The organism is Paracoccus seriniphilus, assembly GCF_028553745.1.
Lineage (GTDB): Bacteria > Pseudomonadota > Alphaproteobacteria > Rhodobacterales > Rhodobacteraceae > Paracoccus > Paracoccus seriniphilus.
In genome coordinates this window covers 1,328,206-1,352,244 of record NZ_CP067129.1, presented here as the reverse complement: position 1 = coordinate 1,352,244, position 24,039 = coordinate 1,328,206, and the positions used below count along the sequence as shown (strand labels likewise).

Genomic DNA, 24,039 nt, shown 5'->3' with positions numbered 1-24,039 from the left:
GGCAGCACGCATATCTGCAACAGAATTCGCGGCGCGACGATCAAACCATCGAATCCGGGGATATTGTCGCGACAACGGCTTGACTTATCTGCGGCATTCGCCCATTTGACCCCTAGTCGACACCGTTGCCGCGTGAGCAGCCGCGAGAAATTTCTTGCAGGTGTCACAATCAATCCAGTTTCCCATTCACGCGGGGAGGCTTGCGGACATCCTCGTCGTATCGGGTCCGCATCCCTGTGTTCGCCGCGCCTTGATGCGTGGCAGTGACCCTGCATCCGGTACGAGGGATGTCGGGATGAAAGATCTTATGGAACAGAAGAATTCCCGCCGCCGCCCCGCTCGTGGCAGCAACAGCCCGAAGCGTAGCCAACCCCTGAACAACATGCGCGCCAATGAAGGCCGCAAGGCACCCGCGCGTGATCCGCTGCCCACGGGCGCATTCGCAGATATGGGGATCGATCCGCGCATCAATGCGAATATCGCCGCATTGGGGCTGAATCAGCCCACGCCGATCCAGGAAAAGGGCATTCCGGCCATCGTGGAAGGTCGCGATGTTCTGGGCCTTGCCCAGACCGGCACGGGCAAGACGGCAGCCTTCGGACTGCCGATGCTGACCCGCCTGATCAAGTTCGGCAAGAAACCCGATCCCAGGACCTGCCGCGCGCTGATCCTCGCACCGACGCGCGAACTGGCAACCCAGATTGCCACCAATATCGACGCCTATGCCGAAGGCACGCCGATCCGCAGCTTTCGTGTTGTGGGCGGTGCCTCGATCAATGTGCAGACCGAACGTCTGTCACGGGGCGTCGATGTGCTGATTGCAACGCCGGGCCGTCTGATGGACCTGATCGAGCGTCGCGCCATCAGCCTGGAAGCAACGACTTACCTGGTGCTGGACGAGGCCGATCAGATGCTGGACATCGGCTTCATCCACACGCTGCGCAAGATCGCACGGATGCTGCCTCGTGAACGGCAGACGTTGATGTTTTCGGCCACCATGCCGAAGCTGATGTCGGAACTGTCGGACACCTATCTGACCAATCCGGTCAAGGTTGCCGTCAACCCTCCGGGACAGGCCGCCAAAAAGATCGAACAGGGCGTTCATTTCGTCTCTCAGGGAGACAAGGCCACCCTGCTGGCGGAATATATGTCAAAGCACACCGGCGAACTGGCCATGGTCTTTGGCCGCACGAAACATGGTTGTGAAAAGCTGACCAAACTGCTTGACAAATGGGGCTTTGCGGTCGCCGCGATCCACGGCAACAAGAGCCAGGGGCAGCGCGAACGCGCGCTGCAGGCGTTCCGCAACGGCGAAACCAAGGTTCTGGTTGCCACCGACGTGGCGGCCCGTGGTCTGGACATTCCCGATGTGGCCCATGTCTACAACTATGACCTGCCCAACGTTCCCGAGAACTATGTGCACCGGATTGGCCGGACCGCGCGTGCGGGCCGCGAAGGACGGGCGGTCGCCTTCTGCGCACCGGCAGAGGTCGGAGAACTGCGCGCCATCGAACGCGCCATGAAAGCACCGATCCCGGTCATCGGCGGCGAGGTTCCCACCTCGATCCCCGCAGCCGCGCGCGGTGGACGCATGCGGGGCAAGCCGATGGATGCCGGCGGTCAGAAACGCCCGGCGCGCCGTCCGTCGCGCAAGCCCAGGAACCAGCAGGCCTGAGACCATCCGGTTTCACCCGGGTGCCAGTTCTCTGAATAAGGGAAAGCCGCAGGATTTTCGTCCTGCGGCTTTTTTTTCATGCGGTGCCCAGGCGCAATCTTGGCAGGGACAGCGCCGCAGCCAGCCACGCCAACAGGGCGCAGGTCGCAATGGCAGGCACCATGGTGGCCGAGGAGTTCTGCATGAAAGGGCCGGTCAAGGCGATCATCGCGCCTCCGGTCAGCATCTGGATCGTACCGCCCAGAGATGATGCCAGTCCGGCAATATCGGGATGGGGATCAAGCGACATCACCATGGCGGTCGGAATGACAAGGCCAAGGCAGGCATTGGCAAGGAACAGCCCTGCGATCACGACGGGCAGATCATCCACGCCCAGCCAGACGATCATGGTCAACAGCAGTGTCATGCCCGCGAAACCGGTAATGGCAAGCGAGATGACCCGCTCCATCCCGAATTTCTCGGCCAGGCGGGCGGCAAACTGGCTGGCCGAGAAAAAGCCGACCGCATTGATGGCAAAGGCAATCGAAAATCCGGTCGGGCTCAGCCCGTATTGCCGCGTATAGACAAAGCTGGCCGATGACAGAAACACGAAGAAACTGGCCATGCCAAAGCCGCCAATCATGGTCAGCCCCATGAAGCGGCGATCCGACAGCAGGCGGCGCGCGCCCGAGGACATCGCTGAAAGCTGCACCTTGCGCCGGTTCCCGGGCGCAAGGGTTTCGGGCAGCGCAAAGAAGATCAGGCACAGACTGATGATCGCAGCCACGGCCAGCACCATGAAGATGTCGCGCCAGTCACCCCAGGCCATGACCAACGACCCGGTCAGGGGTGCCAGCATTGGCGAAATCGAGATCACGATCATGATCAGCGCCATCATCCGCGCCGCCGCAGGTCCGGTCGCCATGTCACGGATTACCGCGCGTGGCACAACCATCAACGTCGCCGCGCCCAGCCCCTGAACAGCACGCGCCACGATCAACCAGCCGATGGTCGGTGCCATGGCCGCCAGAATGGTCGCGACGATAAAAACAACCACCCCAAGGATCAAGGGCCGCTTGCGCCCGATGGAATCCGCCATGGGGCCATAGAACATCTGCGCAATGCCGAAGGCGATGAAGTAAGAGGTCAAGGTCAGCGCCGCCCCGGCCTCGGTGGTGCCCAGATCCTGGGCCACCTGCGGCATGGCGGGAAGATACATGTCGATTGCAAAGGGGCCGACGGCAGACAGCAGCCCCAACACAAGAGCCATGCGGAACAATGGGTCACGCATCGGGAACACCTGATTCTGGAAAATGAAAAGGGCGACGCAGGAACGTGCCAATTATCACGAACCGTCGCCTTGGCACCATATGCCAGTTTCGCGCCCGCGAAACAACCCTGCCACTCGCCCGGTTCTACGGCTTGCCGTCATCCGGATGCGGCGCTATCTGCTGCCGACATGGCCAAGCTCTATTTCCACTATTCGACGATGAATGCCGGCAAAAGCACGCTGCTGCTGCAGGCAGCCCATAACTACCGCGAACGCGGCATGGGCACCCTGTTGCTGACGGCTGCTCTGGACGACCGCGCGGGCCCGGGCCGGATCGCCAGCCGCATCGGCATTGGCGAGGATGCCGATACCTTCACCGCCGACAGCGATCTGTTCGAACAGATCGGTGCACAGGCTGCAGGCTGTGCCTGTGTCTTCGTCGATGAAGCCCAGTTCCTGACCGCGGAACAGGTCTGGCAATTGGCGCGGGTGGTGGATGACCTGAACCTGCCCGTCATGTGCTATGGGCTGCGCGTCGATTTCCGGGGCGAGCTGTTTCCCGGCTCGGCCGCACTGCTGGCCCTTGCCGATGAAATGCGCGAGGTGCGCACCATCTGCCATTGCGGCAAGAAGGCCACGATGGTCATTCGCCGTGATGGCGAGGGCCGCGTGCATACCGAAGGCGCCCAGGTACAGGTTGGCGGCAACGAGACCTATGTCTCGCTGTGTCGGCGTCACTGGCGCGAGGCGGTCGGACAATAGCCGCGCACGCGGGATACGACGCGCTCCACTCTTGCCCGAAAGGATGATTGCTGCCACTCTGCAAGGCAGGGAGTGCATAAATGGACGGCAGCGCGAAAACCCGCAGGAAACTGGACGCGGCAGAGATGGGCGTCGTTGCGCATCTGTATCGCGGCGAGGTCTATCGATCAACCATCTGGCGCACGCGACTGGACACCACGACCAATTGGTCGGTCGTCACCCTGGGCGTGGCCCTGTCGATCACCTATTCCTCACCACAGGCATCGCCACTGCCGCTGGTGCTGGTCGGCATATTGATCATCTTCTTCCTGATGCTTGAGGCCAGACGCTATCGCTATTTCAATGTCTGGCGGGCGCGTTGCCGCTGGCTTGAACTGCATTTCATGGCTCCTATCCTGAAGGAAGGAAACCTGCATCTGGAAGAACAGTGGCAGGATCGCCTGGCCGAGGATTACCTGCATCCCGCCTATCACGTCAGCATGTGGACCGCGATCGGACGGCGCATCCGGCGCAACTATTTCTGGATACTGCTGATCCAGACCGTCGCCTATATGGGCAAGCTGGTCGTCCACCCCACACCGCTGGAATCGACCGGACAGTTGCTGGAACGTGCCGCAATCGGCCCCCTGCCCGGCTGGCTGGTGTTGCTGGTCGGCGCGGTCTATTGCATCAGCTGGGGCATAATCGCCTATGTCAGCGAACAGCAGGATGCCGCCCGTGCAAGGTTGAAAAGCGACCCTCTGGGCATGGGGTGAACCGCAACCGGGCCATTGCCTGCATTTTCCGGTTCAATTTCCCGCGTGACGTGCGCACGCCGCGTTGCGAGGGTGGACCTGATCCTGTAACCATCGTCAGCAAACAGGCAAAGGACATCCCATGCGCGCATTTCTGTTGAGGTTCATCGCAGTGCTGTCACTGGCCGCCCCGGCGCAGGCTTTTGATACCAACGCGCGAACGGCCTGGGTCTACGACGTCTCGACCAGCACCATTCTGATGGAAAAGAACGCCGATGAAGCGATTCCGCCGGCGTCGATGTCCAAACTGATGACGGTCTACATGCTGTTCGAAGCCCTGGATGAAGGGCGCGTCCAGATGGACACCCGCCTGCCGGTCTCGACCAAGGCCCGGCAGATGAAGGGCTCGACCATGTTCCTCAACGAACAGGACCGGCCCACGGTCGAGGAACTGATCAAGGGGATCATCGTCCTGTCGGGCAATGATGCCTGCGTGGTCGTTGCCGAGGGGCTGTCAGGCACCGAGGACGCCTTTGCGCGCCAGATGACCGAAAAGGGCAAGGAACTTGGGCTGACCCAATCGACCTTTGCCAATGCCTCGGGCTGGCCCGATCCCCGCCACCGCATGAGCGCACATGATCTGGGGATCCTGGCCCAGCACCTGATCGAGGATTTCCCCGATCTCTACAAGAATTTCTCGCTGACCGAATTTCCCTTCGACAATCGCGCTCCGGCCAACCGCTATAACCGCAACCCGTTGCTGAAGCTGGGCATCGGGGCAGACGGTCTGAAAACCGGCCACACCCAGGAGGCCGGCTATGGCCTGGTCGGCTCGGCCGTGCAGGACGGTCGCCGGGTGATTTTCGTGATTACCGGGCTGCCGACAGAAACCGCCCGTGCCGAAGAGGCCGAGCGGATCGTGAACTGGGCCTTCCGCCAGTTCACCATGCAGACATTGGTTCCCGCCGGACAGAATGTGGTCGAAGCTCCGGTCTGGCTGGGAACGACCAACCGCGTCGGCCTGACCACCAGAGACGGCGTGCGCGTGCTGATTCCCGCAGGTGCCCAGGATCAGGTCAAGGTCGAGGCGGTCTATGACTCGCCCATCCCCGCGCCGATCAAGAAGGGCGACCGGCTGGGCGATCTGGTCGTGACCGTGCCCGGAGCCAAGGATGCCGTTACCCCGCTGATTGCCATGCAGGACGTGCCCGAGGCCGGGTTTGCAGGCCGGATGAAAGGCGCGGTGCTGCGGCTGGGCCACAAGGCGTTCGAAGCCGTGGGCCTGTAAATGTTCATCAGCTTCGAGGGAATCGACGGCTGCGGCAAGACGATGCAATCCGCATTGCTGGCACAGGCCCTGCGTGACGAGGGACGGCAGGTGGTCCACACACGCGAACCCGGCGGCAGCAAGGGGGCCGAGGAAATCCGCCGCCTGCTGGTCGAAGGGCATGGCGAGCGCTGGTCGCCCGAAACCGAATGCCTGCTGTTCACGGCGGCGCGGCGCGATCACCTGGAACGCACCATCATGCCCGCCCTTGAACAGGGGCAGACCGTCATCACCGACCGTTTCGCGGATTCCACCCGCATCTATCAGGGCGCGGCACGGGCCGATCTGCGCGATGTCGTCGATCGTCTGCATGCGCTCATGATCGGCACCGAACCCGACCGGACCTTCATTCTGGACATCGACCCGGAAATCGCGCTGGCACGCGGCAACGCCCGTGGCGGAAATGAAGACCGGTTCGAGAGTCTGGGTCTGAAATTCCAGCAGAAGCTGGCAACCGGCTTTCGTTCCCTTGCCCGTGAATTTCCCCAAAGAGTGCGCCTCATCGACGCCAGCGGAACTGCTGACGAAGTGGCCGCACGCATCCGGGCGGCGCTGTGAAAACCGATCTGGACGATATCCCCGAACCCGACCGGGTGCCCGGCGCGCCGCATCCGCGCATGACCACCCGGCTTTATGGGCAGGACGCTGCCATTCGCGATTTTGTCGAGGCCGAACGCGGCGGCCGCCTGCATCACGCATGGCTGCTGACCGGGCCGCGCGGCGTCGGCAAGGCGACCTTGGCCTGGTCCATCGCACGCTGGCTCTTGTCGGGGGCGGCCAGTTCCGATCTGTCGGTTGCGCCGGATGATCCCGTGGCGCGGCGCATCGCGGCCCTGTCGGATCCGCGCCTGCAACTGATCCGCAGGCCATGGGATGACAAGAACGGCCGACTTCGCGCCGAGATCACTGTTGACGAAATCCGCCGTCTTCTGTCCTTCTTTCACATGTCCGCAGCCGAGGGCGGACGGCGCATCGCCATCATTGATGCCGCCGACGAAATGAACACGCAGGCCGCCAATGCGCTGCTGAAGGTTCTGGAAGAGCCGCCCAGGGACGGGCTGATCCTGATGATCGCGCATCAGCCCGCGCGGCTGCTGCCCACCATCAGGTCGCGCTGTCGCACCTTGCGGTTGAATGCCCTGTCACCGGAACTGATGACGCAGGCGCTGGCCGGACTGGGCGTCGAGGAAGACGCCGAGGCGCTGGCCGCCCTGTCCGAGGGTTCGGTCGGAGAGGCCTTGCGGCTGACCGGCCAGGGCGGGTTGCAGCACTATCAGCAGATCATTGATCTGTTCAAAACCCTGCCACGCATGGACCGTCTGGCCGCCAACAAGCTGGCCGAGGCCGCAGCAAAACGCGCCAATGCCGATGGCGATCCCTTCGATCTGATCACAACGCTTCTTGACCGCTTTCTGACCCGAACCGCCCGCGCCGGGCTGATGGGCGCCCCCCTGCCCCAGGCAGCCAGGGGCGAGGGAGAGCTTCTTAGCCGTTTGTCGCCGCATGATCTGGCAGCGCGGGACTGGGCCGAGGCCCAGGCGCGTCTGTCCGCCCGCGCACGTTCGGGGAAGGCCGTCAACCTTGACCCCGCCGCGCTGGTGATGGATATGCTCACCGAACTGGCGCATCTTCCGCCAGCACAATCCGCATTGCCAGCCAAAGGTTGACCCATGATCCAAGCGGCCTTACCGCCGATTGTCGATAGCCATTGCCATCTCGACTTTCCTGATTTCGAGGGCGAAAGAGACGCCCTGATTGCCCGCGCAAGAGAGGCCGGCGTGACCCGCATGGTCACGATCTGCACGAAACTGCGGCAAGAGCCGCAGGTGCGCGCCCTGGCCGAGGCCCATGACGGCGTGTTCTACGCCGCTGGAACCCATCCGATGAGCGTCGCCGACGAGCCGATGGCCACCGTCGAACAGCTTGTCGAAATGGCCAGGCACCCCAAGTTCGTCGGCATCGGCGAAACCGGTCTGGATTACCACTACACGGCAGAAAGCGCCGAAATCCAGCGCGAGAGCCTGCGCCTGCATATCGAGGCGGCGCGGCGCACGCAGTTGCCGCTGATCATCCATTCCCGCAATGCCGATGACGACATGGCGCAGATTCTGACCGAGGAACATCGCGCCGGTGCCTTTGACTGCGTGATGCATTGCTTCAGCTCCAGCGCGGCTCTGGGCAAGGCGGCGCTCGACCTGGGCTTTTACCTGTCGATGTCGGGGATCGCCGCATTCCCGCGCTCGACCGAGTTGCGCGAGATTTTTGCCGCCGCTCCGGTTGATCGCATCCTTATCGAGACGGACAGCCCCTATCTTGCGCCGCCCCCCTATCGCGGCAAGCGCAATGAACCGGCCTATGTCGCCAAGACCGCCGTAGTCGGTGCCAAGGTGTTCGGCCTGAGTTACGAAGACTTCGCCCGTCAGACCTCGGCCAATTTCGACCGCCTGTTCCGAAAGGCCGCCGGAGGTGAAGCGTGATCCGCGCAACCATATTGGGCTGCGGTTCGTCAGGTGGCGTGCCCCGGCTGGGAAACCGCTGGGGCAGCTGTGATCCGTCCAACCCCAGGAACCGGCGGCGGCGCTGTTCCCTGCTGGTGGAACGCCAGCAGAACGGCGGGGTAACGCAGGTTCTGATCGACACCGGCCCTGATATGGTGCCGCAACTTCTGGATGCGGATGTCGCAACGCTGGACGCGGTGATCTATACGCATCCCCATGCCGATCATGTGCATGGCATCGACGACCTGCGCCAGTTGGTCTTCAATGCCAAGCGGCGGATGCCGGTCTGGGCCGATGAGCCGACCAGCAGCGCACTGATCGAACGCTTCGGCTATATCTTCCAGACGCCCGAGGGCAGCTTCTATCCGCCAATCGCCGATCTGCATCAGATCGACGGGCCGGTCACGGTCTCGGGGGCTGGCGGCGACATCACCTTTCACCCATTCCGTGTCCAGCATGGAGAGATTACCGCCCTTGGATTCCGCGTTGCCGGGCTGGTCTACCTGCCCGACGTCTCGGCCATTCCCGAGGCAGCCTGGGAGGTCATTTCGGGCGCTGACACCTTCATCTGCGATGCCCTGCGGCACGAACCTCATCCCAGCCATGCCCATCTGGACCAGGCGCTGGAATGGCTGGCCCGCTCCGGGGCGTCCAAGGGGGTGCTGACCAACATGCATATCGACATGGATTACGATGATGTCATGGCCCGCACGCCTGCGCATATCGTCCCGGCGCATGACGGCATGGAACTGACGACCGAGTTGCGCCCGGCGCCGGTGCCAGACGCATCGTGAGCGCACTCTTCACCATAGTCCTACCCGTCTTTCTGGTGGTCGGCTTTGGTTATCTTGTCAGCTGGCGCGGATGGTTCAGCGAACGCGATGCCGACGGGCTGATGCGCTTTGCCCAGAATTTCGCGGTGCCATGCCTGCTGTTCGCATCCATGGCGCGGCTGGATATCGAAAGCGAATTCCGCCTTTCGCTGTTGCTTCCCTTTTATATCGGTGCATTTTCCAGCTTTGCGCTGGGTTGGGCCGGGGCACGCTATCTGTTTCGCCGCCCCCTGCCCGATTGCGTGGCGATCGGCTTTGTCTGCCTGTTTTCCAACACCGTTCTGATGGGAGTGCCCATCACCGAGCGCGCCTATGGGCCCGCCGCCCTCAGTGGAAATTGGGCGATCATCGTGCTGCATTCGCCGATGCTCTACACCTTTGGCATTACCACGATGGAGTTCACGCGGGCGCGCGGGCAGGACCTCTCGGTGGGCCGGGTCGCGCTGCGCGCCCTTTCCGGCGTCCTGCGCACACCGCTGGTCATCGGCATTGCCTGCGGCGTGGTAATGAACCTGTCAATGCGCGCCGGGCTGGTCATGCCCGCGGGCTTCTGGGCGGCGGTGGACATGCTGGTGCGCGCCGCGCTGCCTGCTGCACTGTTCGGCCTTGGCGGCATTCTGTATCGCTACCGCCCCGAAGGCGATCTGGCCACGATTGCCATGTGCTGTGTCTGCGCGCTGATCCTGCATCCGGCAATCACCTATGGGCTGGGGCGCATGGCGGGGCTGGATGTCGCGGGAATGCGCTCGGCCGTGGTGACGGCCTCGATGGCTCCGGGCGTCAATGCCTATCTCTTTGCCAATATCTATGGCAGCGCCAAGCGGGTCGCTGCAAGCACGGTTCTGGTGGCCACGGCAGCCTCGATCTTCACCATCTGGATGTGGCTGGCGATTCTGCCATAACCCAACCCGGAACCATCCGCGTTCAACAAGGACCGAATGATGAGCAAACCCGAAATGATCGCCGTTCACTGCCTGTCGGATCACCTGAAGCTTTGGGTCATGGGGTCTGACGGCACGCTTGTCGCCCAACGGGCAGGTGATTCCCCTGCGTCAAGCGACCATGCAGCATTGCAGCAGGCCATTCTGCGTCTGCTGGACGGCGAGATCGCGCATGGCCAGAACCTGTCGGTGATCTGCTGCGGGCATGAACTGGGCGGCGCGGCCTCGGTGCCCTGTGGCATTGGCGCGTGGGAGGATGCGCCCTACCTGCCCGCCGATCAACCGGGGCTTTCCGGGATCACCTATCTGCCGGGGATCGTCCAGCAGCGACCCGCTGCTCGACTTTCGGGCGAAGAGACCGCCATCGCCGGATTCCTGATCCAGAACGAGAAATTCGACGGGGTCGCCCTCTGCCTGACGCCTGCGCAAAGCAGTTGGGTGCATATCAGCGCCAGCGAAGCCGTCAGCTTTCGCAATTTCGTGACGCCGCAGCTCTCCGCCGCCTTGTCGCCCCCCATGAACGCCAAGGCAGAGGCTGATGGCATCGCCGATGACAGTGATTTTCTGGGCGCGGTCGAACAGGCCATGACCCGCCCCGCGGCCATAGCCGCCGAAATCGGCTCGATCCGGGCCGAGATGCAGCTGTCCGCCCTGCCTGCCGATCGCGCCCGGGCCAGATTGAACGGATTGCTGATCGGAATAGAGCTTGCAGCGGCGCGCCCCTATTGGCTGGGGCAACAGGTTGCGGTGATCGGTGATGGACCCTGGACAGGGCTGTATAGCGGCGCACTTTCTGCTCAGGGACTGCAGCCCCGACAGGTGTCATCCAGCGCCATGACCCTGGCGGGAATGGCCAGGGCCCATATGGCCAAAGAGCGTGGCAAAACGACCTGAGCCGACAACCGACACCTTCGGCCTTGTTGACGCGGCATGATGGCAGTCGTATCGACCCCAGACATGCCATTCCCTGCAAATCGGTCTGCCATCCCATGCCCCTGCAAACCTCCCCTGTCCTGCTGACCGGCCAGATCGCGCCCATCGGCACAAGCACGGTCGATTCCGGCATCGCCAAGACCCCCATCCGAGGCGTGACGCAGATCGGCGACGAAGGGCTGCAGGGTGATGCGCAGGCTGACCGGCGGGTGCATGGTGGCCCCGAAAAGGCCCTGCACCATTACCCGCAGGATCATTATCCGGTCTGGCGCAGCGAGTTGGGCGATTGCCCGGTGTTGGCGCGCCCCGGAGCGTTCGGAGAGAATATCTCGACCAATAGCATTCGGGAAAGCGATATCGCGGTGGGCGATATCTTCCGCCTTGGCACTGCGCTGATCCAGGTCTCGCAGGGGCGGCAACCCTGCTGGAAGCTGGATCTGCGTTTTGGCCAGCGCGGCATGGCGCGACAGGTGCAGGAGAGCGGTCGAACCGGCTGGTATTACCGGGTGCTGGAACCCGGCCAGGTGACGCCGGGCGACCAGATGACCCTTGTCGAGCGCCTGGCCCCGGACTGGACGATCCAACGGTTGTGGCATGCGATGTATGTCGACCGGATGAACCGCGACCTTCTGACCGAAATTGCCGGGCTTTCCGTTCTGGCAGAGGGTTGGCGCAAATATGCGCGCCGCCGCCTGGACAGCGGAAGGATCGAAGACTGGACTGCACGACTGGAAGGATCAGCATGACCACGCAAACCCGCCCGCCCCTGATCATCTCGATCCAGAGCCAGGTCGTCCTTGGCCATGTCGGCAATTCCGCCGCGGTCTTCCCGATGCAGGCCGCCGGTCTGGAGGTGGCGGCGATCCCGACCGTGCTGTTTTCAAACACGCCCCATTATCCGACCCTGCGTGGCGCGGCGGTGCCTGCGGATCTGTTCGCTGACCTGCTGCTGGGCGCGCAGGAACGCGAATTGCCGCAACGGGCAAGCTGGATCATGACCGGCTATATCGGATCTGTCGAGGTGGCCGAACTGACGGCGGATTTCATTGCCCGCGCCAAACAGGCCAATCCCGACCTGCGCTATCTTTGCGACCCGGTGATGGGCGATCATGCCCCCGGACTGTATGTTCCGCCCGAGATCGCCGCCGTGATGCGCGACCGATTGCTTCCGATGGCCGAACTGGCGACGCCGAATGCCTTTGAACTGGCCTATCTGACCGATCTTCCGGTCACCTCCCTGCCCCAGCTTGAAGAGGCCGCCCGCCATCTGCGGTTGGCGGAGAAGGGAATCACCGTCGCCACCGGTTGCGTGCTTGCGGATACGCCGCGCGACATGCTGGAAACCATCATCTGTGAAGGCAGCCATACCCTGCGCCAGCGGACCGCGCTGCAACCCGTTGCCCTGCCCGGCACGGGTGATCTTTTCGCAGCCTTGGTCATGGCCGGAATCTCTCGTGGTCGCGATCTGCCGACGGCTGTCGGCAAGGCCCAGGACCTGACGGCCGGAGCTCTGTCCCATGCGGCGCAGATCGGGGCTGGCGAAGTCGTCTTGAGCGATCCAGGCTTTCGCCAGGCGCTGTTGCAACTGTAGAAAGACCGGGCGGCAAAATGCCTTGGTGCCAAGCAATGGCCTCTCGTGACACTGCCCGTGCGTTAGCGTAAACACCTCGCGAAACAGACCTGCTTAGGAGACCGGCAATGTCACAGGCCGAAATCGGATTGATCGGATTGGGAACGATGGGCGCGGCGCTTGCCCTGAATATTGCCGAAAAAGGCTTTCCCATTGCCGTCTGGAACCGCACCACCGAGGTGACGCGGCGCTTTCACGCGACCGCCGGTGATCTGGCTGATCGCGTTGTCCCGACCGAAACTCTGGAAGGTCTGGTCAAGGCCATCGCCAAACCGCGCACCATCATCCTGATGGTTCCCGCCGGACAGGCAGTGGATGACCAACTGGACGCCCTGACCCCCTATCTGGACAGCGACGATCTGGTCATTGATGCGGGCAATGCCGATTTTCACGACACCAATCGCCGCAGCGCCGCGGGCCTGCCCTTCCGCTTTCTGGGCATGGGCGTCTCGGGTGGCGAGGAAGGCGCGCGCCATGGTCCCTCGATCATGGCTGGCGGCAGCGCGGATGACTGGGACCGGATCGGCAATGTCCTGACGGCGATTTCGGCCAAGGCCGAGGATGGCAGCCCCTGCGCAGCGCGAATGGGCGATGCAGGGGCCGGACATTTCGTCAAGATGGTCCATAACGGAATCGAATATGCCGACATGCAGATGATCGCCGAGGTCTATGGCCTGATGCGCGACGGCATGGGCAAAAGCGCCGGCGACATCTCGACGGTCTTTGACAGCTGGAACGCGGGCCCCCTGCAATCCTATCTGATCGAGATTTCCGCCAAGGTCACTGCTGCCAACGATCCGCACAGCGACAAGCCGATGGTCGACATGATTCTTGACCGCGCCGGTCAAAAAGGCACCGGGCGCTGGACCGCCATCGAGGCCCAGCATCTGGCCGCGCCTATTCCGGTGATCGAGGCTGCCGTCATGGCGCGCAATGTTTCGGCCCGTCTGGATGAACGTCAGGCCGGACAGGCCCGTTTCGGCGCATCCGCACAGGCAATCGACCTGCCTGCCGAGACTCTGGAACAGGCCCTGATCGCGGGCAAGATCCTGTGTTATGCACAGGGCTTCTCGATGATCGATGCGGCGGCGAAAAGCTTTGGCTGGTCGCTGGATCTGCCGGGCATAGCAAGGGTCTGGCGCGCAGGCTGTATCATCCGCTCGGCCATGCTGAACGATATGGCTGATGCGCTGGCCGAGGATCCGGCCCGCAACCTGGTCATGGCACCCTATTTTGCCGATCTGATCGAATCCGCCCTGCCCGCGCTGCGCCAGGTGGTGGCAAGCGCCATCGCGGCGGGCCATCCGCTGCCGGCGCTGGCTTCGGGGCTGATGTGGTTCGACATGATGCGGACCGCACGCGGCACTGCCAACATGATCCAGGCGCAGCGCGATTTCTTTGGCGCGCATGGTTTCGAGCGCCTTGACGGCGTTGACGACAAGCACGGCCCCTGGGGCGCGTCGCATTAGAACCTGAAAGACTAGCGCGGGCGGCCCGTTCGGATGTCGCCCGTCGCCAAGACCGGCGAAGCGTCGATCTCGCCCGCGTTCAGCATCGAGGCGACACGCTCCAGCCCGGCAATCAGCATTGCCTGCTCCCAATCCGCCAGTTTCGCGAATCCGTGCACGAATTGCTGCTGCAGGGCATTGGGCGCATTGCGCAGCGCATCCGCGCCGGCCTGTGTCACCGAAATCAGCATCTGCCGGCGGTCGCTGCTGGAGCGATGCCTGCTGACATATCCCAGCTTTTCCAACTGATCGACAAGCGTCGTCACCGTCGCCTGGCGCACACCCATGTGGCGGGCCAGTTCGGTCGGGGTCGCGCTTCCGGTGCCCTTTCCGGCCAGCAACTGCAAGACCCGCAGCTTGGCTGGCGTCAGCCCGACGGATTGCGCCAGATCGCGCTCATGCAGTTCGGTCGCGCGCAAGATGCGGCGCAGCGCAATCAGCGCATCATCAATACGGTCTGGCTCGATCCTGCTCATGCGCTGATAGTGCCATGAGAGGGCAATTCCCTTCAATCCTCTAAATATCTGTCAAAAAATAATTCGCTTGACTAAGCAATTTCTGCGCATGCGAGATGCACATTGTGCAGATTACCTGTTTTGATTCAGTGAATTAGCGGGATTTTTCGGCTTTTCTGCGAACGGGTTGCAACCTTAGCGGTCCTTTACTAGTTAGATAGCCGAAGCAATTGAGGATCACGAGCCTATGCCCAAGGACCTGGCAGATTTCGACACACTTCGTCCGCGCACCCTGACCATGCGCCGCCCGGACAGCACCGATGGTGCCGCGGTCTGGGAGTTGGTGCGTCAGTGCAAGCCACTGGATGAGAATTCGATGTACTGCAATCTGGTCCAGGCAGAGCATTTCGCCGATACCTGCGTCGTGGCGGAAATGGATGGCGAGGTCGTCGGCTGGATTTCGGGTCACATGATTCCGAACAAGAACGCGCTGTTTGTCTGGCAGGTTGCCGTCAGCCCCAAGGCACGCGGCCTGGGGCTGGGTCGTCGGATGCTGGAGCACCTTACCGCGCGCGACATCTGCACCGAAGCCACCTGCCTGAACACCACCATCACCAAGGACAACGAAGCCTCCTGGGCGCTGTTCCGCAGCTTTGCCCGCGAGATCGGCGGGAAACTGTCCGACCGCGCACATTACACGCGCGACACCCATTTTGATGGAAAGCATGCCACCGAACACATGGTGACGATCACGCTTTCCCAGTCGGCCACAGCACAGACCGCGCAAGCCGCCTGATTCTCTGCAAAGCACGCATTTCCCCGAACGCACATGGTGCGAAAGGAAGACCCATGCCCAAAGACATGACCACCCCGACCGACATCTTCACGCGCCGCGAAAGCGAAGCACGTTCCTATTGCCGCGGCATCCCCGCCGTTTTCACCTCGGCACGCGGATCGGTACTGACCAGCGAAGACGGCGCGGAACATATCGATTTTCTGGCCGGATGTTCGTCGCTGAACTATGGTCACAATGACCCCGACATGAAGGCTGCCCTGATCGACCATATCTCCGGCGACGGGCTGGCCCATGGCCTGGACCTTCATACCACCACCAAGGCCGCCTTTCTGGACGCCATGGACACGCATATCCTGGCCCCACGGGGCATGGATCACCGGGTGATGTTCACCGGCCCCACCGGCGCGAATGCGGTCGAAGCAGCGATGAAAATCGCTCGCAAGGCCACTGGCCGGACCAATATCATCGCCTTCACCAATGGCTTTCATGGCGTGACCATGGGTGCCCTGGCCGCGACCGGTAACAGCTATCATCGCGGTGGTGCCGCAATGGCCACGCAGGGCGTGACCCGCATGCCCTTCGATGCCTACGCCGGTGGCGTGGACAGCGCCGCCCTGTTGGAACAGATGCTGTCGGATGCCTCGGGAGGGATCGATGCGCCTGCCGCCATCATGCTGGAAACGGTGCAGGGCGAAGGTGGCCTGAACGCCGCATCGGCCGATTTCATCAAGAAGATCGTCCGCACCGCCAGAAAACACGGCGCCTTGCTGATCATCGACGACATTCAGGCAGGCTGTGGCCGCGCCGGAACCTTTTTCTCTTTCGAGGGAATGGGTGTCATGCCCGATATCGTGACCATGGCGAAATCGGTGTCGGGCTTTGGCCTGCCGCTGGCCCTCGTTCTGGTCAAACCGGAACATGACGTTTTCGGCCCTGCCGAGCATAACGGCACCTTTCGCGGCAACACCCATGCCTTCGTGACCGCGCGCGTCGCCATCGAGAAATTCTGGTCCGATGCTGCCTTCGAGACCGAACTGGCCAAAAAGGCCGAGCTGATCAAGAAACGCCTGACCGAGCTGTCACGCATGATCCCGGGCTCTTTCCTCAAGGGCCGTGGCCTGATGCGCGGCGTCGATGTCGGCAGCGGCGAACTGGCTGGCGAGATCTGCGCGCGCGCCTATGAGCGTGGCCTGGTCATCGAAACTTCGGGCAGCCAGGGGCAGGTCGTCAAGGTGCTGGCACCGCTGACCACTTCGGTCGAACTGTTCAACAAGGGCTTTGACATTCTGATCGATGCGGCCCGTGACACCCTTGAAACCACAAAATTTGCTGCGGAGTAACCGATATGATCGTTCGCGATTTCAACAAGCTCAAGGAAACCGACCGTTCCGTTTCGGATGCGAAATGGAATTCGGTCAGAATGCTTCTTGCTGATGACGGGATGGGATTTTCTTTCCATATCACGACGCTGGAAGCCGGGTCGGAACATACGTTCCACTACAAACACCATTTCGAAAGCGTCTACTGCATGTCGGGTCGAGGCTCGATCACCGATCTGGCCACCGGCGAAACTCATGAGATCAGGCCGGGCGTCATGTATGCGCTGAACCTTCATGACAAGCACACGCTGCGCGCCGAAGAAGAACTGGTCATGGCCTGCTGCTTCAATCCACCGGTGACCGGCACGGAAGTCCATCGCGAAGATGGCTCTTACGCACCTGTAGAAGAACTTGCGGACTGACATGATGACAGAACCCCAGCAACATACGGTCGAGAAAATCGGCGGCACATCGATGTCGCGGGTCAATGAACTGCGCGACAGCCTGTTCATCGCGGGTCGCAAAGGTGGTTCGCTTTACGGGCGCATCTTTGTCGTCTCCGCCTTTGGCGGCATCACCAACCTGTTGCTGGAGCACAAGAAATCAGGCGAGGCCGGCGTCTATGCGGCCTTTGCCAATTCCGACAGCGACCATCGCTGGCACGATGCCTTGGACCGTGTTGCCGATGCCATGTCGCAGGCCCATGGTCAGGTTCTGGAACATCCGGCCGATATCGAGCGCGCCGGGGCCTTCGTCAAGGATCGCCTTCTGGGCGCCAGAAACTGCCTGATCGACCTGCAGCGTCTATGTTCCTACGGGCATTTTCGTCTGTCGGAACATATGCTGCAAACGCGCGAATTGCTCTCGGGGCTTGGCGAGGCGCATTCCGCCTTTGTCACGGTGCTGATGCTGCAGCGCGCCGGCGTCAACGCACGTTTTGTCGATCTTTCGGGCTGGCGTGACGAGGGCAATGTCACCCTCTCCCAGAGGGTCGAGAATGCTCTGAAGGATGTCGACCCTTCGACGGAAATGCCGATCGTGACGGGCTATGCGCAATGTGCCGAGGGGCTGATGCGCGAATTTGATCGCGGCTATTCCGAGGTGACCTTTTCGCGCCTGGCCGCCCTGACCGGCGCGAAGGAGGCAATCATCCACAAGGAATTCCATCTGTCCTCGGCAGATCCCAATCTTGTCGGCGTGTCCGCCGTGCGCAAGCTGGGCCGGACCAATTACGATGTGGCCGACCAGCTTTCCAATCTGGGCATGGAGGCGATCCACCCGAAAGCTGCCAAGACATTGCGTCAATCCGGCGTGCCCCTGCGCGTGACCAATGCCTTCGAACCCGAAGACTCGGGCACGTTGATCGACGATCAGCCAGCCCTTGAATCGGCGGTAGAGATCGTCACCGGGCTGGATCTGTTCGCGCTGGAAGTCTTTGAACAGGACATGGTGGGTGTCAAAGGCTATGACGCCACGATCATCGACATCCTGACCCGGCACAATGTGCGCATCGTCTCGAAGGTCTCCAATGCCAATACCATCACCCATTATGTCGACACGTCGCTGAAGGTCCTGCGCCGGGTCGAAAAGGATCTGGTCGAAAAATATCCCTCGGCCGCTGTCACCTCGCGCGGCATCTCGATGGTCGCGGCGGTGGGGCGAAACCTGGACGGGCTGGCGGTTCTCAGTCGCGGCCTGAATGCCCTGGCCGGGAAAGGTCTGGAAGCAATAGGCGCCACTCAGGGTCCGCGTCAGGTCGATGTGCAATTCATTGTCGAACGTGATGTTCTGAAACCGGCAATCAAGGCCCTGCATGCCGAGTTGGTCGAAGACCGGGAAGCCGATCTTTCACAGGCGGCCTGACCGCCGCGTCCATGACCTGTCGGACCTGCTGCCGTTTCGGTGGCGGGTCGATTTCGCTCAGCGCGACGGCGCCACTTCGAACAGGCCGTCGAAATCCTTGAATCCCTTGACCTCGATCGGATTGCCGGACGGGTCGAAAAAGAACATCGTGCGCTGTTCGCCCGCCTGCCCCTCGAAACGGATCACCGGCGGGATATCGAATTGCACACCGGCGTTGCGCAATCTTTCGGCAAGCGTCATCCAGTCATCCAGCCGCAGCACCACCCCCATATGCGGCATCATCACCATGTGGTCACCAACCTTGCCGCTGCGCGTGGTCGTGAAGGGCTTTCCCAGATGCAGGGACAGTTGATGACCGAAAAAGTCAAAATCCACCCAGGTGTCCGTTGACCGCCCTTCGGCACAACCGAGAACCCCACCATAGAATTGCCGCGCGGCGTCGAGATCCTCGACATGAATGGCCAGATGGAACAGAGATCTCATTCGGGCGTCCTTTCGCGACGGGCGATCCGGTTTGCAGAAACTATTGCATGACGGAACGGCTGCGCAAGACCAAGGGACAGGTCAAAGCGATTCGCTCCAGTCATGACAGGGAATGCAAAGACCATGCTTCCCTGAGGTCAGCCAAAGCGCATTAGGGTTGTATTGTATAGCCGCAGATAATGCAGGCTAATTATGCATATTAATACAATAGATATATAATGAGCAGTCACTCGCTTAGAACTTAATCCGAATGGTGATTTTTTGCCGACGCCTTAATCGGATTTCCACGACGCCTTGCGCCGCAATTACACAATCCACTAGTGTTTGCGCAACCGCGCGGTGTGGTAATTAGTATTTTCTTCATTTTATGGTTGCATATCAGGCTGGCACTTCAGCCGTGCGACACACTGTATCAAAAAATGGTTCTGGCACCGATGCCAGAGCCTTGAACCCGATTGCAAGAAGGTCGTGACGAATGGCTAAACTACCGGTTCCGACAGGCAATACGCTAGACGAGAACACCTATACATCCGGACTGATGGGAAATGTCTATGTAGGTGGAAATCTGCATGATCTCGACTCGGCATTGTCGCTCATGGGCAGCGAGGCCGATGCAAGCTTTGTCGCGACCGATCTCAATTATCGCGTAAGCCGCGGATCGCTGGCCTCATTCCTTGGTGACGATGCTGGCTCGCTCAGCACCTCTGACGGCGACCAGCTGTTTGACCAATATGCGCTCAGCCTGACGGGCCAGATCTATCTCGAAGCCGGCACTCATGACTTTCGCAATACTACCGATGACGGCTTCCGTCTGACCATCAACGACGATGTGATCTCCGAGTATCAGGGCACGCGCGCCTCAGGCTCCACCGAAGGCAACCTGACGGTGGCGGAATCGGGATGGTATTCCATCAAGGTGGACTACTTCGAGGAAAGCGGTTTTTCGGAACTGAGAATCCGCCACAGCGCCAATGGTGGGGACTATTCTTTTCTGGATTCATCGGTTCTGCGCCATGCCGCAAACGATGCACCAGATGACACGCCGGTAGAACCTGTCGAGCCTCCGGTTGAAAATACCGCACCCGTGGCGCGTCCGAATGCCCGGGGCGTCTGGGAAGACGGCAGCGTCACGCTGGACCCGCTGAACAACGATACGGATGCAGATGGCGACGAGGTCCGCGTCACCAGCGTTGGAAATGGCAGCCACGGCACGACCACATTGAATGCTGACGGAACCATCACCTACGTTCCAGAGGCTGATTACCACGGTTCGGACGTATTCGAATATGAAGTGGGCGACGGCCGTGGCGGTTCCTCGACTTCCCGGGTCAACATGACCGTCAGACCTGTCAACGACGCCCCCGAGGCGTCGGATGACGGCGGCTTTGTCGTCACGCAGGGTGAAACCCTGTTCATCGACATCGCCGATCTTCTGTCAAATGACCGCGACATTGATGGCGACACGCTGTCCGTTGCAGCGATCACCAATGTGACCAATGGAAGCGCCGAGATCGTCGGCGACCGTATCCGCTTTGTCAGTGACAGCGCCGGTGATGCAGGCTTTGAGTATCGCCTGTCCGATGGGCAGGGCGAGGAAGACACTGCCGCAGTGGCCATTTCGGTCGAAAGCGATGACACGCCCGCGCCCACTCCGGTCGAAAACAGCCGACCCAACGCGCGCGCCGACAGCCGGAACATGTCCGAAGATGGCAGCATTCGCGTTGCCGTACTTGCAAATGATCTCGACTCCGATGGTGACACTCTGACGATCTATGCTGTCGAGCAGGCTGACAACGGGACCGTCACCCTGAATGACGACGGCACGATCACCTATGCGCCGAATGCCAATTTCAACGGCACCGACAGCTTCATCTACCGGGTGGCCGACGGAAATGGCGGTACGGATTTCGCACGCGTCACTGTCAATGTGGCTGCTGAAAATGATGCTCCCACGGCCGGAAACGACGCAGGCTTCACCGTCACGGACGGCAATATGCTGATGATCGACATTGCGGATCTATTGGCCAATGACAGCGATATTGACGGCGACGATCTGTCGATCACCGGGCTGACCGGCATTTCCAACGGCAGCGCCATGATCATGGGCGACCAGATCCACTTTACCGCAAGTGGCGAAGGCGATGGCGGTTTCAGCTATATCCTGTCTGACGGCAACGGCGGTGAAGACCGCGCCACCGTAGCAATCGACATAACTGCCTCGGATGATGGCACGACAGGTGAAGACGGCGGTGACAGCGGCAGCGATGATGGCAGCCATGACGGACACGGAAGCGGGACAGGCGAACTGATCGACCCGCCGCAAACCGCCCAGGAGATCGCCGCATTCGTCGAGATGGTCCGCAACATGGCCGAGCATGAGATGGACGGTAACATGGCCGGCATGGCCAACCACATGGCGTCTCTGGATCTGGTGCCCCGGCAAGAGGCCACACATATCGCCATCAATCACGGCGATTGGAACGATCCTTCGACGTGGCACAATGGCGAAGTTCCCGGTGACGGCGCACAGGTTCTGATCCCCGAAGGGATCGCGGTCGAATACAGCGAAGAGAACGACAGTTCCATCTTCACGCTGCGCGTGGATGGCGTGCTGCAGTTCGCGACCGATGAAGACAGCCGGCTTGTCGTCGACACCATAGTGGTATCGCCCTCGGGCCAGCTTGAAATCGGGTCCGAGCATCACCCCGTCGAAGAAGACGTCAATGTCGACATCGTCTTTGCCGACAACGGCAATATCGACGTTGACTGGGATCCGGCCCTTCTGTCGCGCGGCCTGATCGCAATGGGCGAGGTGAACATCCACGGACAGGAAAAATCCTCGCATCTGAAGGTCGAAACCGATGCCATGGCCGGGGACAGAACCCTGTCACTGGAAGAGGTTCCTTCTGGATGGCAGGTCGGTGACAAACTGGTTCTGACAGGCACATATCAGCAGGGTTTCTATTGGAACAATGATCTGGGCCGCATGGATTTTGCCGAGAGCCAGGATGAAGAGGTCTATATCACCGCCATCAACGGCTCGACGATCACTCTGGACCGCGGCCTGACCTATGACCACGACACGCCGCGCGAAGACCTCAAGGCCTATGTCGCCAATATGACCCGCAACATCACCTTTTCCAGTGAGGGCGGCGAGGACACCCCGGTGCATCAGCGCGGGCATGTGATGTTCATGCATAATGATGACGTCGATGTTCGTTATGCCGCATTTGCGGATATGGGCCGCACCGACAAGAGCGAATTCGCGGGTTCCGCCGATGACTTCGGCGGCGTGGGCAATCTGTCGCCTGATACCAATGTCGAGGCACGCTACCCGTTCCACTTCCACGAAGCCGGTGTTGATGATGTCGAAAACCCCGCCATTGCGATCGGCAATGTCGTTGACGGATCTCCGGGCTGGGGCTTTGTCCAGCATTCCTCGAATGCCAATCTGACCAACAATGTCGCCTTCGACGTCTGGGGCGCCGCATTCGTCGCCGAGGATGGCAATGAAACCGGCACCTGGCTTGAGAATATCGCCATCAAGTCCCAGGGCTGGGCCGCCGGTGATGTCGCCGTCAAGCACAGTGAAGTCGACGGCAATGACGGCCGGACCGGCGATGGCTTCTGGTTCGCCGGGCGTCTCGTCGAAGTCGTCGGCAATGTCGCCGCCAACACCACACATGGTTATGTCTGGCTGCATCGCGGAGAGCGCGACTCGATTGACCCTGACACCATGCATCAATCCGAACTGGGATATGGCCGCGACAGCCTGCTGGTGGACAAGGCGCCCATTCAGGGCTTCCGCGACAACGAGGCATTCGGGACCAATACCGGCTTGATCGTCGTGAAGGAGAACCCCGATCAGGGTCATGACGTGCGCAGCGTCTTTGATGGTTTCCTGAACTGGGAAACACGCGAAGGCGTCGCCGTCAGCTATACGACCCACTACACCTTCCTGGATTTTGACCTGCTGGGTCAGCGCGACGAAGACGGAGATGTCTGGGATCACGCCTATCAGGGGGTGAATCTCGGCACCAATGCCATCGACATGGTCTTCAACGACATCACCATTGACGGCTTCGATCACGCATTCAACCTGACCGACAACGACAATGTGAATACGGGGTCGGCAGGCGATTTCCACAACACGGTTATTGATGGAAACTTCGTGAACATTCGCAGCGGAGACATCGAGGAAACCGTTGACGGTCAGATGACCATCCTGCGGGAATCGGATCTGGTCGAGGGACGACTGGAGTTCGAACTGACCGCCGATCAATATATCTCGGATGCGGACAACCTGTTCTTTGACGGCATCAAGACGGACTCGATCGGTTCGGTCGAGCGCACCTTCGATCTTGAGCAACAGGGCCTGTGGGGCTGGCACAAAGAGACCTATCTCAACACCAATGGCTATTGGCGCCTGCCTGATGGCACGCCCGTCCTGCTGATCGAGGATTACATCGCCGATCGCGCAACCGGCGAGCTTGCCAAGCAAATGCTGGTGTTCGAACTGGATTATTCAGACGGTGCCCTGCAGTCCCGCTATCCCTATAATGGCGAGATCAATCTGGGCGGGCCAGCCGCAACGGCGCGCGACGATCTGGGCTCGACGGCACAGAACACCGACCTGTTGATCGATCTGACCGCGAATGACACGGACCCTGACGGCGGAAATGTCTACGTCGATGGTCTGACAAATCCGGAAAACGGCAACGTCTATCTGCAAGATGACGGCACGGTTCTCTACCGTCCCAACGAAGGCTTCACCGGCTCGGATCGCTTCTTCTATTGGGCGGCCGACGAAGAGGGCAACTTCTCGCGCGCCGAGGCCGTCATCAATGTTGCAAGTGCTGCGGACAGCATGGCCGCGGCCATGGAAAGCGACAGCTTCCAGTTCTGATCTGCAGATCAATTCTGCCGGTTCGCGAACTGGCAGAAAGGCAATGACTGCAAAGCCAGAATTTCCGGCCCGATCCGCCTTTGCGCTGATCGGGCCGGTTTTCATTTCATCGCACAGGCGGCCTTCG

At 61.1% G+C, this 24,039-nt stretch carries 21 protein-coding genes; 18 read left to right on the top strand and 3 right to left on the bottom strand.

Annotated elements, in window-relative coordinates:
* Nucleotides 1-382 precede the first annotated feature (382 nt).
* Nucleotides 383-1,675: a DEAD/DEAH box helicase gene (locus JHW44_RS06600; RefSeq protein WP_372800128.1), complete on the top strand. Its 1,293-nt coding sequence runs from the start codon at nt 383-385 to the stop codon at nt 1,673-1,675.
* A gap of 76 nt (nt 1,676-1,751) precedes the next feature.
* On the opposite strand, the gene JHW44_RS06595 is transcribed toward JHW44_RS06600, so the two are convergent.
* The gene (locus tag JHW44_RS06595; RefSeq protein WP_089345465.1) at nt 1,752-2,945 is read right to left on the bottom strand and encodes a multidrug effflux MFS transporter; all 1,194 of its coding nucleotides are present in this window, start codon (nt 2,943-2,945) and stop codon (nt 1,752-1,754) included.
* 168 nt (nt 2,946-3,113) lie between these two features.
* Here JHW44_RS06595 and JHW44_RS06590 point away from each other — a divergent pair, with 168 nt between their 5' ends.
* From JHW44_RS06590 to gndA, 12 genes are all read left to right on the top strand, one after another.
* Nucleotides 3,114-3,686, top strand: coding sequence for a thymidine kinase (locus JHW44_RS06590; RefSeq protein ID WP_089345442.1), 573 nt, complete (start codon nt 3,114-3,116; stop codon nt 3,684-3,686).
* Between the two features lie 80 nt (nt 3,687-3,766).
* Nucleotides 3,767-4,441 (top strand): DUF2270 domain-containing protein, encoded by a 675-nt coding sequence (locus JHW44_RS06585; RefSeq protein WP_245847321.1) that lies wholly within the window; start codon nt 3,767-3,769, stop codon nt 4,439-4,441.
* A gap of 121 nt (nt 4,442-4,562) precedes the next feature.
* Nucleotides 4,563-5,708, top strand: a complete 1,146-nt coding sequence (locus JHW44_RS06580; RefSeq protein WP_089345443.1) for a D-alanyl-D-alanine carboxypeptidase family protein — start codon at nt 4,563-4,565, stop codon at nt 5,706-5,708.
* Nucleotides 5,709-6,305, top strand: a complete 597-nt coding sequence (gene tmk / locus JHW44_RS06575) for a dTMP kinase (protein WP_089345444.1) — start codon at nt 5,709-5,711, stop codon at nt 6,303-6,305.
* Complete coding sequence (locus tag JHW44_RS06570) at nt 6,302-7,414, top strand: DNA polymerase III subunit delta' (protein ID WP_276327953.1); 1,113 nt, start codon at nt 6,302-6,304, stop codon at nt 7,412-7,414. Before tmk ends, JHW44_RS06570 begins: the two co-directional genes overlap by 4 nt.
* 3 nt (nt 7,415-7,417) lie before the next feature.
* The gene (locus JHW44_RS06565) at nt 7,418-8,224 is read left to right on the top strand and encodes a TatD family hydrolase (RefSeq protein WP_089345445.1); all 807 of its coding nucleotides are present in this window, start codon (nt 7,418-7,420) and stop codon (nt 8,222-8,224) included.
* Entirely contained in the window at nt 8,221-9,039 is an 819-nt protein-coding gene (locus JHW44_RS06560; RefSeq protein ID WP_089345446.1) for an MBL fold metallo-hydrolase, read from the top strand. Before JHW44_RS06565 ends, JHW44_RS06560 begins: the two co-directional genes overlap by 4 nt.
* Nucleotides 9,036-9,980 carry an AEC family transporter gene (locus JHW44_RS06555; RefSeq protein ID WP_089345447.1) on the top strand — a complete coding sequence of 315 codons (945 nt, stop codon included), beginning with the start codon at nt 9,036-9,038 and terminating at the stop codon, nt 9,978-9,980. The genes JHW44_RS06560 and JHW44_RS06555 overlap by 4 nt, the downstream gene beginning before the upstream one ends.
* Before the next feature lie 36 nt (nt 9,981-10,016).
* Nucleotides 10,017-10,913: a 2-dehydro-3-deoxygalactonokinase gene (locus JHW44_RS06550; RefSeq protein WP_089345448.1), complete on the top strand. Its 897-nt coding sequence runs from the start codon at nt 10,017-10,019 to the stop codon at nt 10,911-10,913.
* A gap of 95 nt (nt 10,914-11,008) precedes the next feature.
* Nucleotides 11,009-11,698 carry an MOSC domain-containing protein gene (locus tag JHW44_RS06545; protein WP_089345468.1) on the top strand — a complete coding sequence of 230 codons (690 nt, stop codon included), beginning with the start codon at nt 11,009-11,011 and terminating at the stop codon, nt 11,696-11,698.
* On the top strand, nt 11,695-12,543 hold the full coding sequence (gene pdxY / locus JHW44_RS06540; protein WP_089345449.1) for a pyridoxal kinase: 849 nt from the start codon (nt 11,695-11,697) through the stop codon (nt 12,541-12,543). Before JHW44_RS06545 ends, pdxY begins: the two co-directional genes overlap by 4 nt.
* Nucleotides 12,544-12,650: 107 nt before the next feature.
* The gene (gene gndA, locus JHW44_RS06535; RefSeq protein ID WP_089345450.1) at nt 12,651-14,051 is read left to right on the top strand and encodes an NADP-dependent phosphogluconate dehydrogenase; all 1,401 of its coding nucleotides are present in this window, start codon (nt 12,651-12,653) and stop codon (nt 14,049-14,051) included.
* An 11-nt stretch (nt 14,052-14,062) separates the two neighbouring features.
* On the opposite strand, the gene JHW44_RS06530 is transcribed toward gndA, so the two are convergent.
* The gene (locus tag JHW44_RS06530; RefSeq protein WP_089345451.1) at nt 14,063-14,566 is read right to left on the bottom strand and encodes a MarR family winged helix-turn-helix transcriptional regulator; all 504 of its coding nucleotides are present in this window, start codon (nt 14,564-14,566) and stop codon (nt 14,063-14,065) included.
* Nucleotides 14,567-14,792: 226 nt separating this feature from the next.
* Between JHW44_RS06530 and ectA the strand changes: the two genes are divergently transcribed.
* Genes ectA through JHW44_RS06510 form a run of 4 tightly spaced genes read left to right on the top strand, consistent with a single transcriptional unit; the run spans nt 14,793 to nt 18,523 of the window.
* Nucleotides 14,793-15,341: a diaminobutyrate acetyltransferase gene (gene ectA / locus JHW44_RS06525; protein ID WP_089345452.1), complete on the top strand. Its 549-nt coding sequence runs from the start codon at nt 14,793-14,795 to the stop codon at nt 15,339-15,341.
* A gap of 53 nt (nt 15,342-15,394) precedes the next feature.
* The gene (gene ectB, locus JHW44_RS06520) at nt 15,395-16,681 is read left to right on the top strand and encodes a diaminobutyrate--2-oxoglutarate transaminase (protein WP_089345453.1); all 1,287 of its coding nucleotides are present in this window, start codon (nt 15,395-15,397) and stop codon (nt 16,679-16,681) included.
* A 5-nt stretch (nt 16,682-16,686) separates the two neighbouring features.
* On the top strand, nt 16,687-17,082 hold the full coding sequence (locus JHW44_RS06515; RefSeq protein WP_089345454.1) for an ectoine synthase: 396 nt from the start codon (nt 16,687-16,689) through the stop codon (nt 17,080-17,082).
* 4 nt (nt 17,083-17,086) lie between these two features.
* The gene (locus tag JHW44_RS06510; protein ID WP_089345469.1) at nt 17,087-18,523 is read left to right on the top strand and encodes an aspartate kinase; all 1,437 of its coding nucleotides are present in this window, start codon (nt 17,087-17,089) and stop codon (nt 18,521-18,523) included.
* 57 nt (nt 18,524-18,580) lie between these two features.
* Here the strand turns inward: JHW44_RS06510 and JHW44_RS06505 are convergent, their stop codons facing one another.
* Nucleotides 18,581-19,006: a VOC family protein gene (locus JHW44_RS06505; RefSeq protein WP_089345455.1), complete on the bottom strand. Its 426-nt coding sequence runs from the start codon at nt 19,004-19,006 to the stop codon at nt 18,581-18,583.
* A gap of 475 nt (nt 19,007-19,481) precedes the next feature.
* On the opposite strand from JHW44_RS06505, the gene JHW44_RS06500 reads away from it, so the two are divergent.
* On the top strand, nt 19,482-23,912 hold the full coding sequence (locus JHW44_RS06500; protein WP_089345456.1) for an Ig-like domain-containing protein: 4,431 nt from the start codon (nt 19,482-19,484) through the stop codon (nt 23,910-23,912).
* Nucleotides 23,913-24,039 lie beyond the last annotated feature (127 nt).

Bases quoted from the DNA above. Each gene is read 5' to 3' on its own strand.
- JHW44_RS06600 (WP_372800128.1), top strand. From the start codon at position 383: ATGCGCGCCAATGAAGGCCGCAAGGCACCCGCGCGTGATCCGCTGCCC.
- JHW44_RS06595 (WP_089345465.1), bottom strand. From the start codon at position 2,945: ATGCGTGACCCATTGTTCCGCATGGCTCTTGTGTTGGGGCTGCTGTCT.
- JHW44_RS06590 (WP_089345442.1), top strand. From the start codon at position 3,114: ATGGCCAAGCTCTATTTCCACTATTCGACGATGAATGCCGGCAAAAGC.
- JHW44_RS06585 (WP_245847321.1), top strand. From the start codon at position 3,767: ATGGACGGCAGCGCGAAAACCCGCAGGAAACTGGACGCGGCAGAGATG.
- JHW44_RS06580 (WP_089345443.1), top strand. From the start codon at position 4,563: ATGCGCGCATTTCTGTTGAGGTTCATCGCAGTGCTGTCACTGGCCGCC.
- tmk (WP_089345444.1), top strand. From the start codon at position 5,709: ATGTTCATCAGCTTCGAGGGAATCGACGGCTGCGGCAAGACGATGCAA.
- JHW44_RS06565 (WP_089345445.1), top strand. From the start codon at position 7,418: ATGATCCAAGCGGCCTTACCGCCGATTGTCGATAGCCATTGCCATCTC.
- JHW44_RS06550 (WP_089345448.1), top strand. From the start codon at position 10,017: ATGATGAGCAAACCCGAAATGATCGCCGTTCACTGCCTGTCGGATCAC.
- JHW44_RS06545 (WP_089345468.1), top strand. From the start codon at position 11,009: ATGCCCCTGCAAACCTCCCCTGTCCTGCTGACCGGCCAGATCGCGCCC.
- pdxY (WP_089345449.1), top strand. From the start codon at position 11,695: ATGACCACGCAAACCCGCCCGCCCCTGATCATCTCGATCCAGAGCCAG.
- gndA (WP_089345450.1), top strand. From the start codon at position 12,651: ATGTCACAGGCCGAAATCGGATTGATCGGATTGGGAACGATGGGCGCG.
- JHW44_RS06530 (WP_089345451.1), bottom strand. From the start codon at position 14,566: ATGAGCAGGATCGAGCCAGACCGTATTGATGATGCGCTGATTGCGCTG.
- ectA (WP_089345452.1), top strand. From the start codon at position 14,793: ATGCCCAAGGACCTGGCAGATTTCGACACACTTCGTCCGCGCACCCTG.
- ectB (WP_089345453.1), top strand. From the start codon at position 15,395: ATGCCCAAAGACATGACCACCCCGACCGACATCTTCACGCGCCGCGAA.
- JHW44_RS06515 (WP_089345454.1), top strand. From the start codon at position 16,687: ATGATCGTTCGCGATTTCAACAAGCTCAAGGAAACCGACCGTTCCGTT.
- JHW44_RS06510 (WP_089345469.1), top strand. From the start codon at position 17,087: ATGACAGAACCCCAGCAACATACGGTCGAGAAAATCGGCGGCACATCG.
- JHW44_RS06505 (WP_089345455.1), bottom strand. From the start codon at position 19,006: ATGAGATCTCTGTTCCATCTGGCCATTCATGTCGAGGATCTCGACGCC.
- JHW44_RS06500 (WP_089345456.1), top strand. From the start codon at position 19,482: ATGGCTAAACTACCGGTTCCGACAGGCAATACGCTAGACGAGAACACC.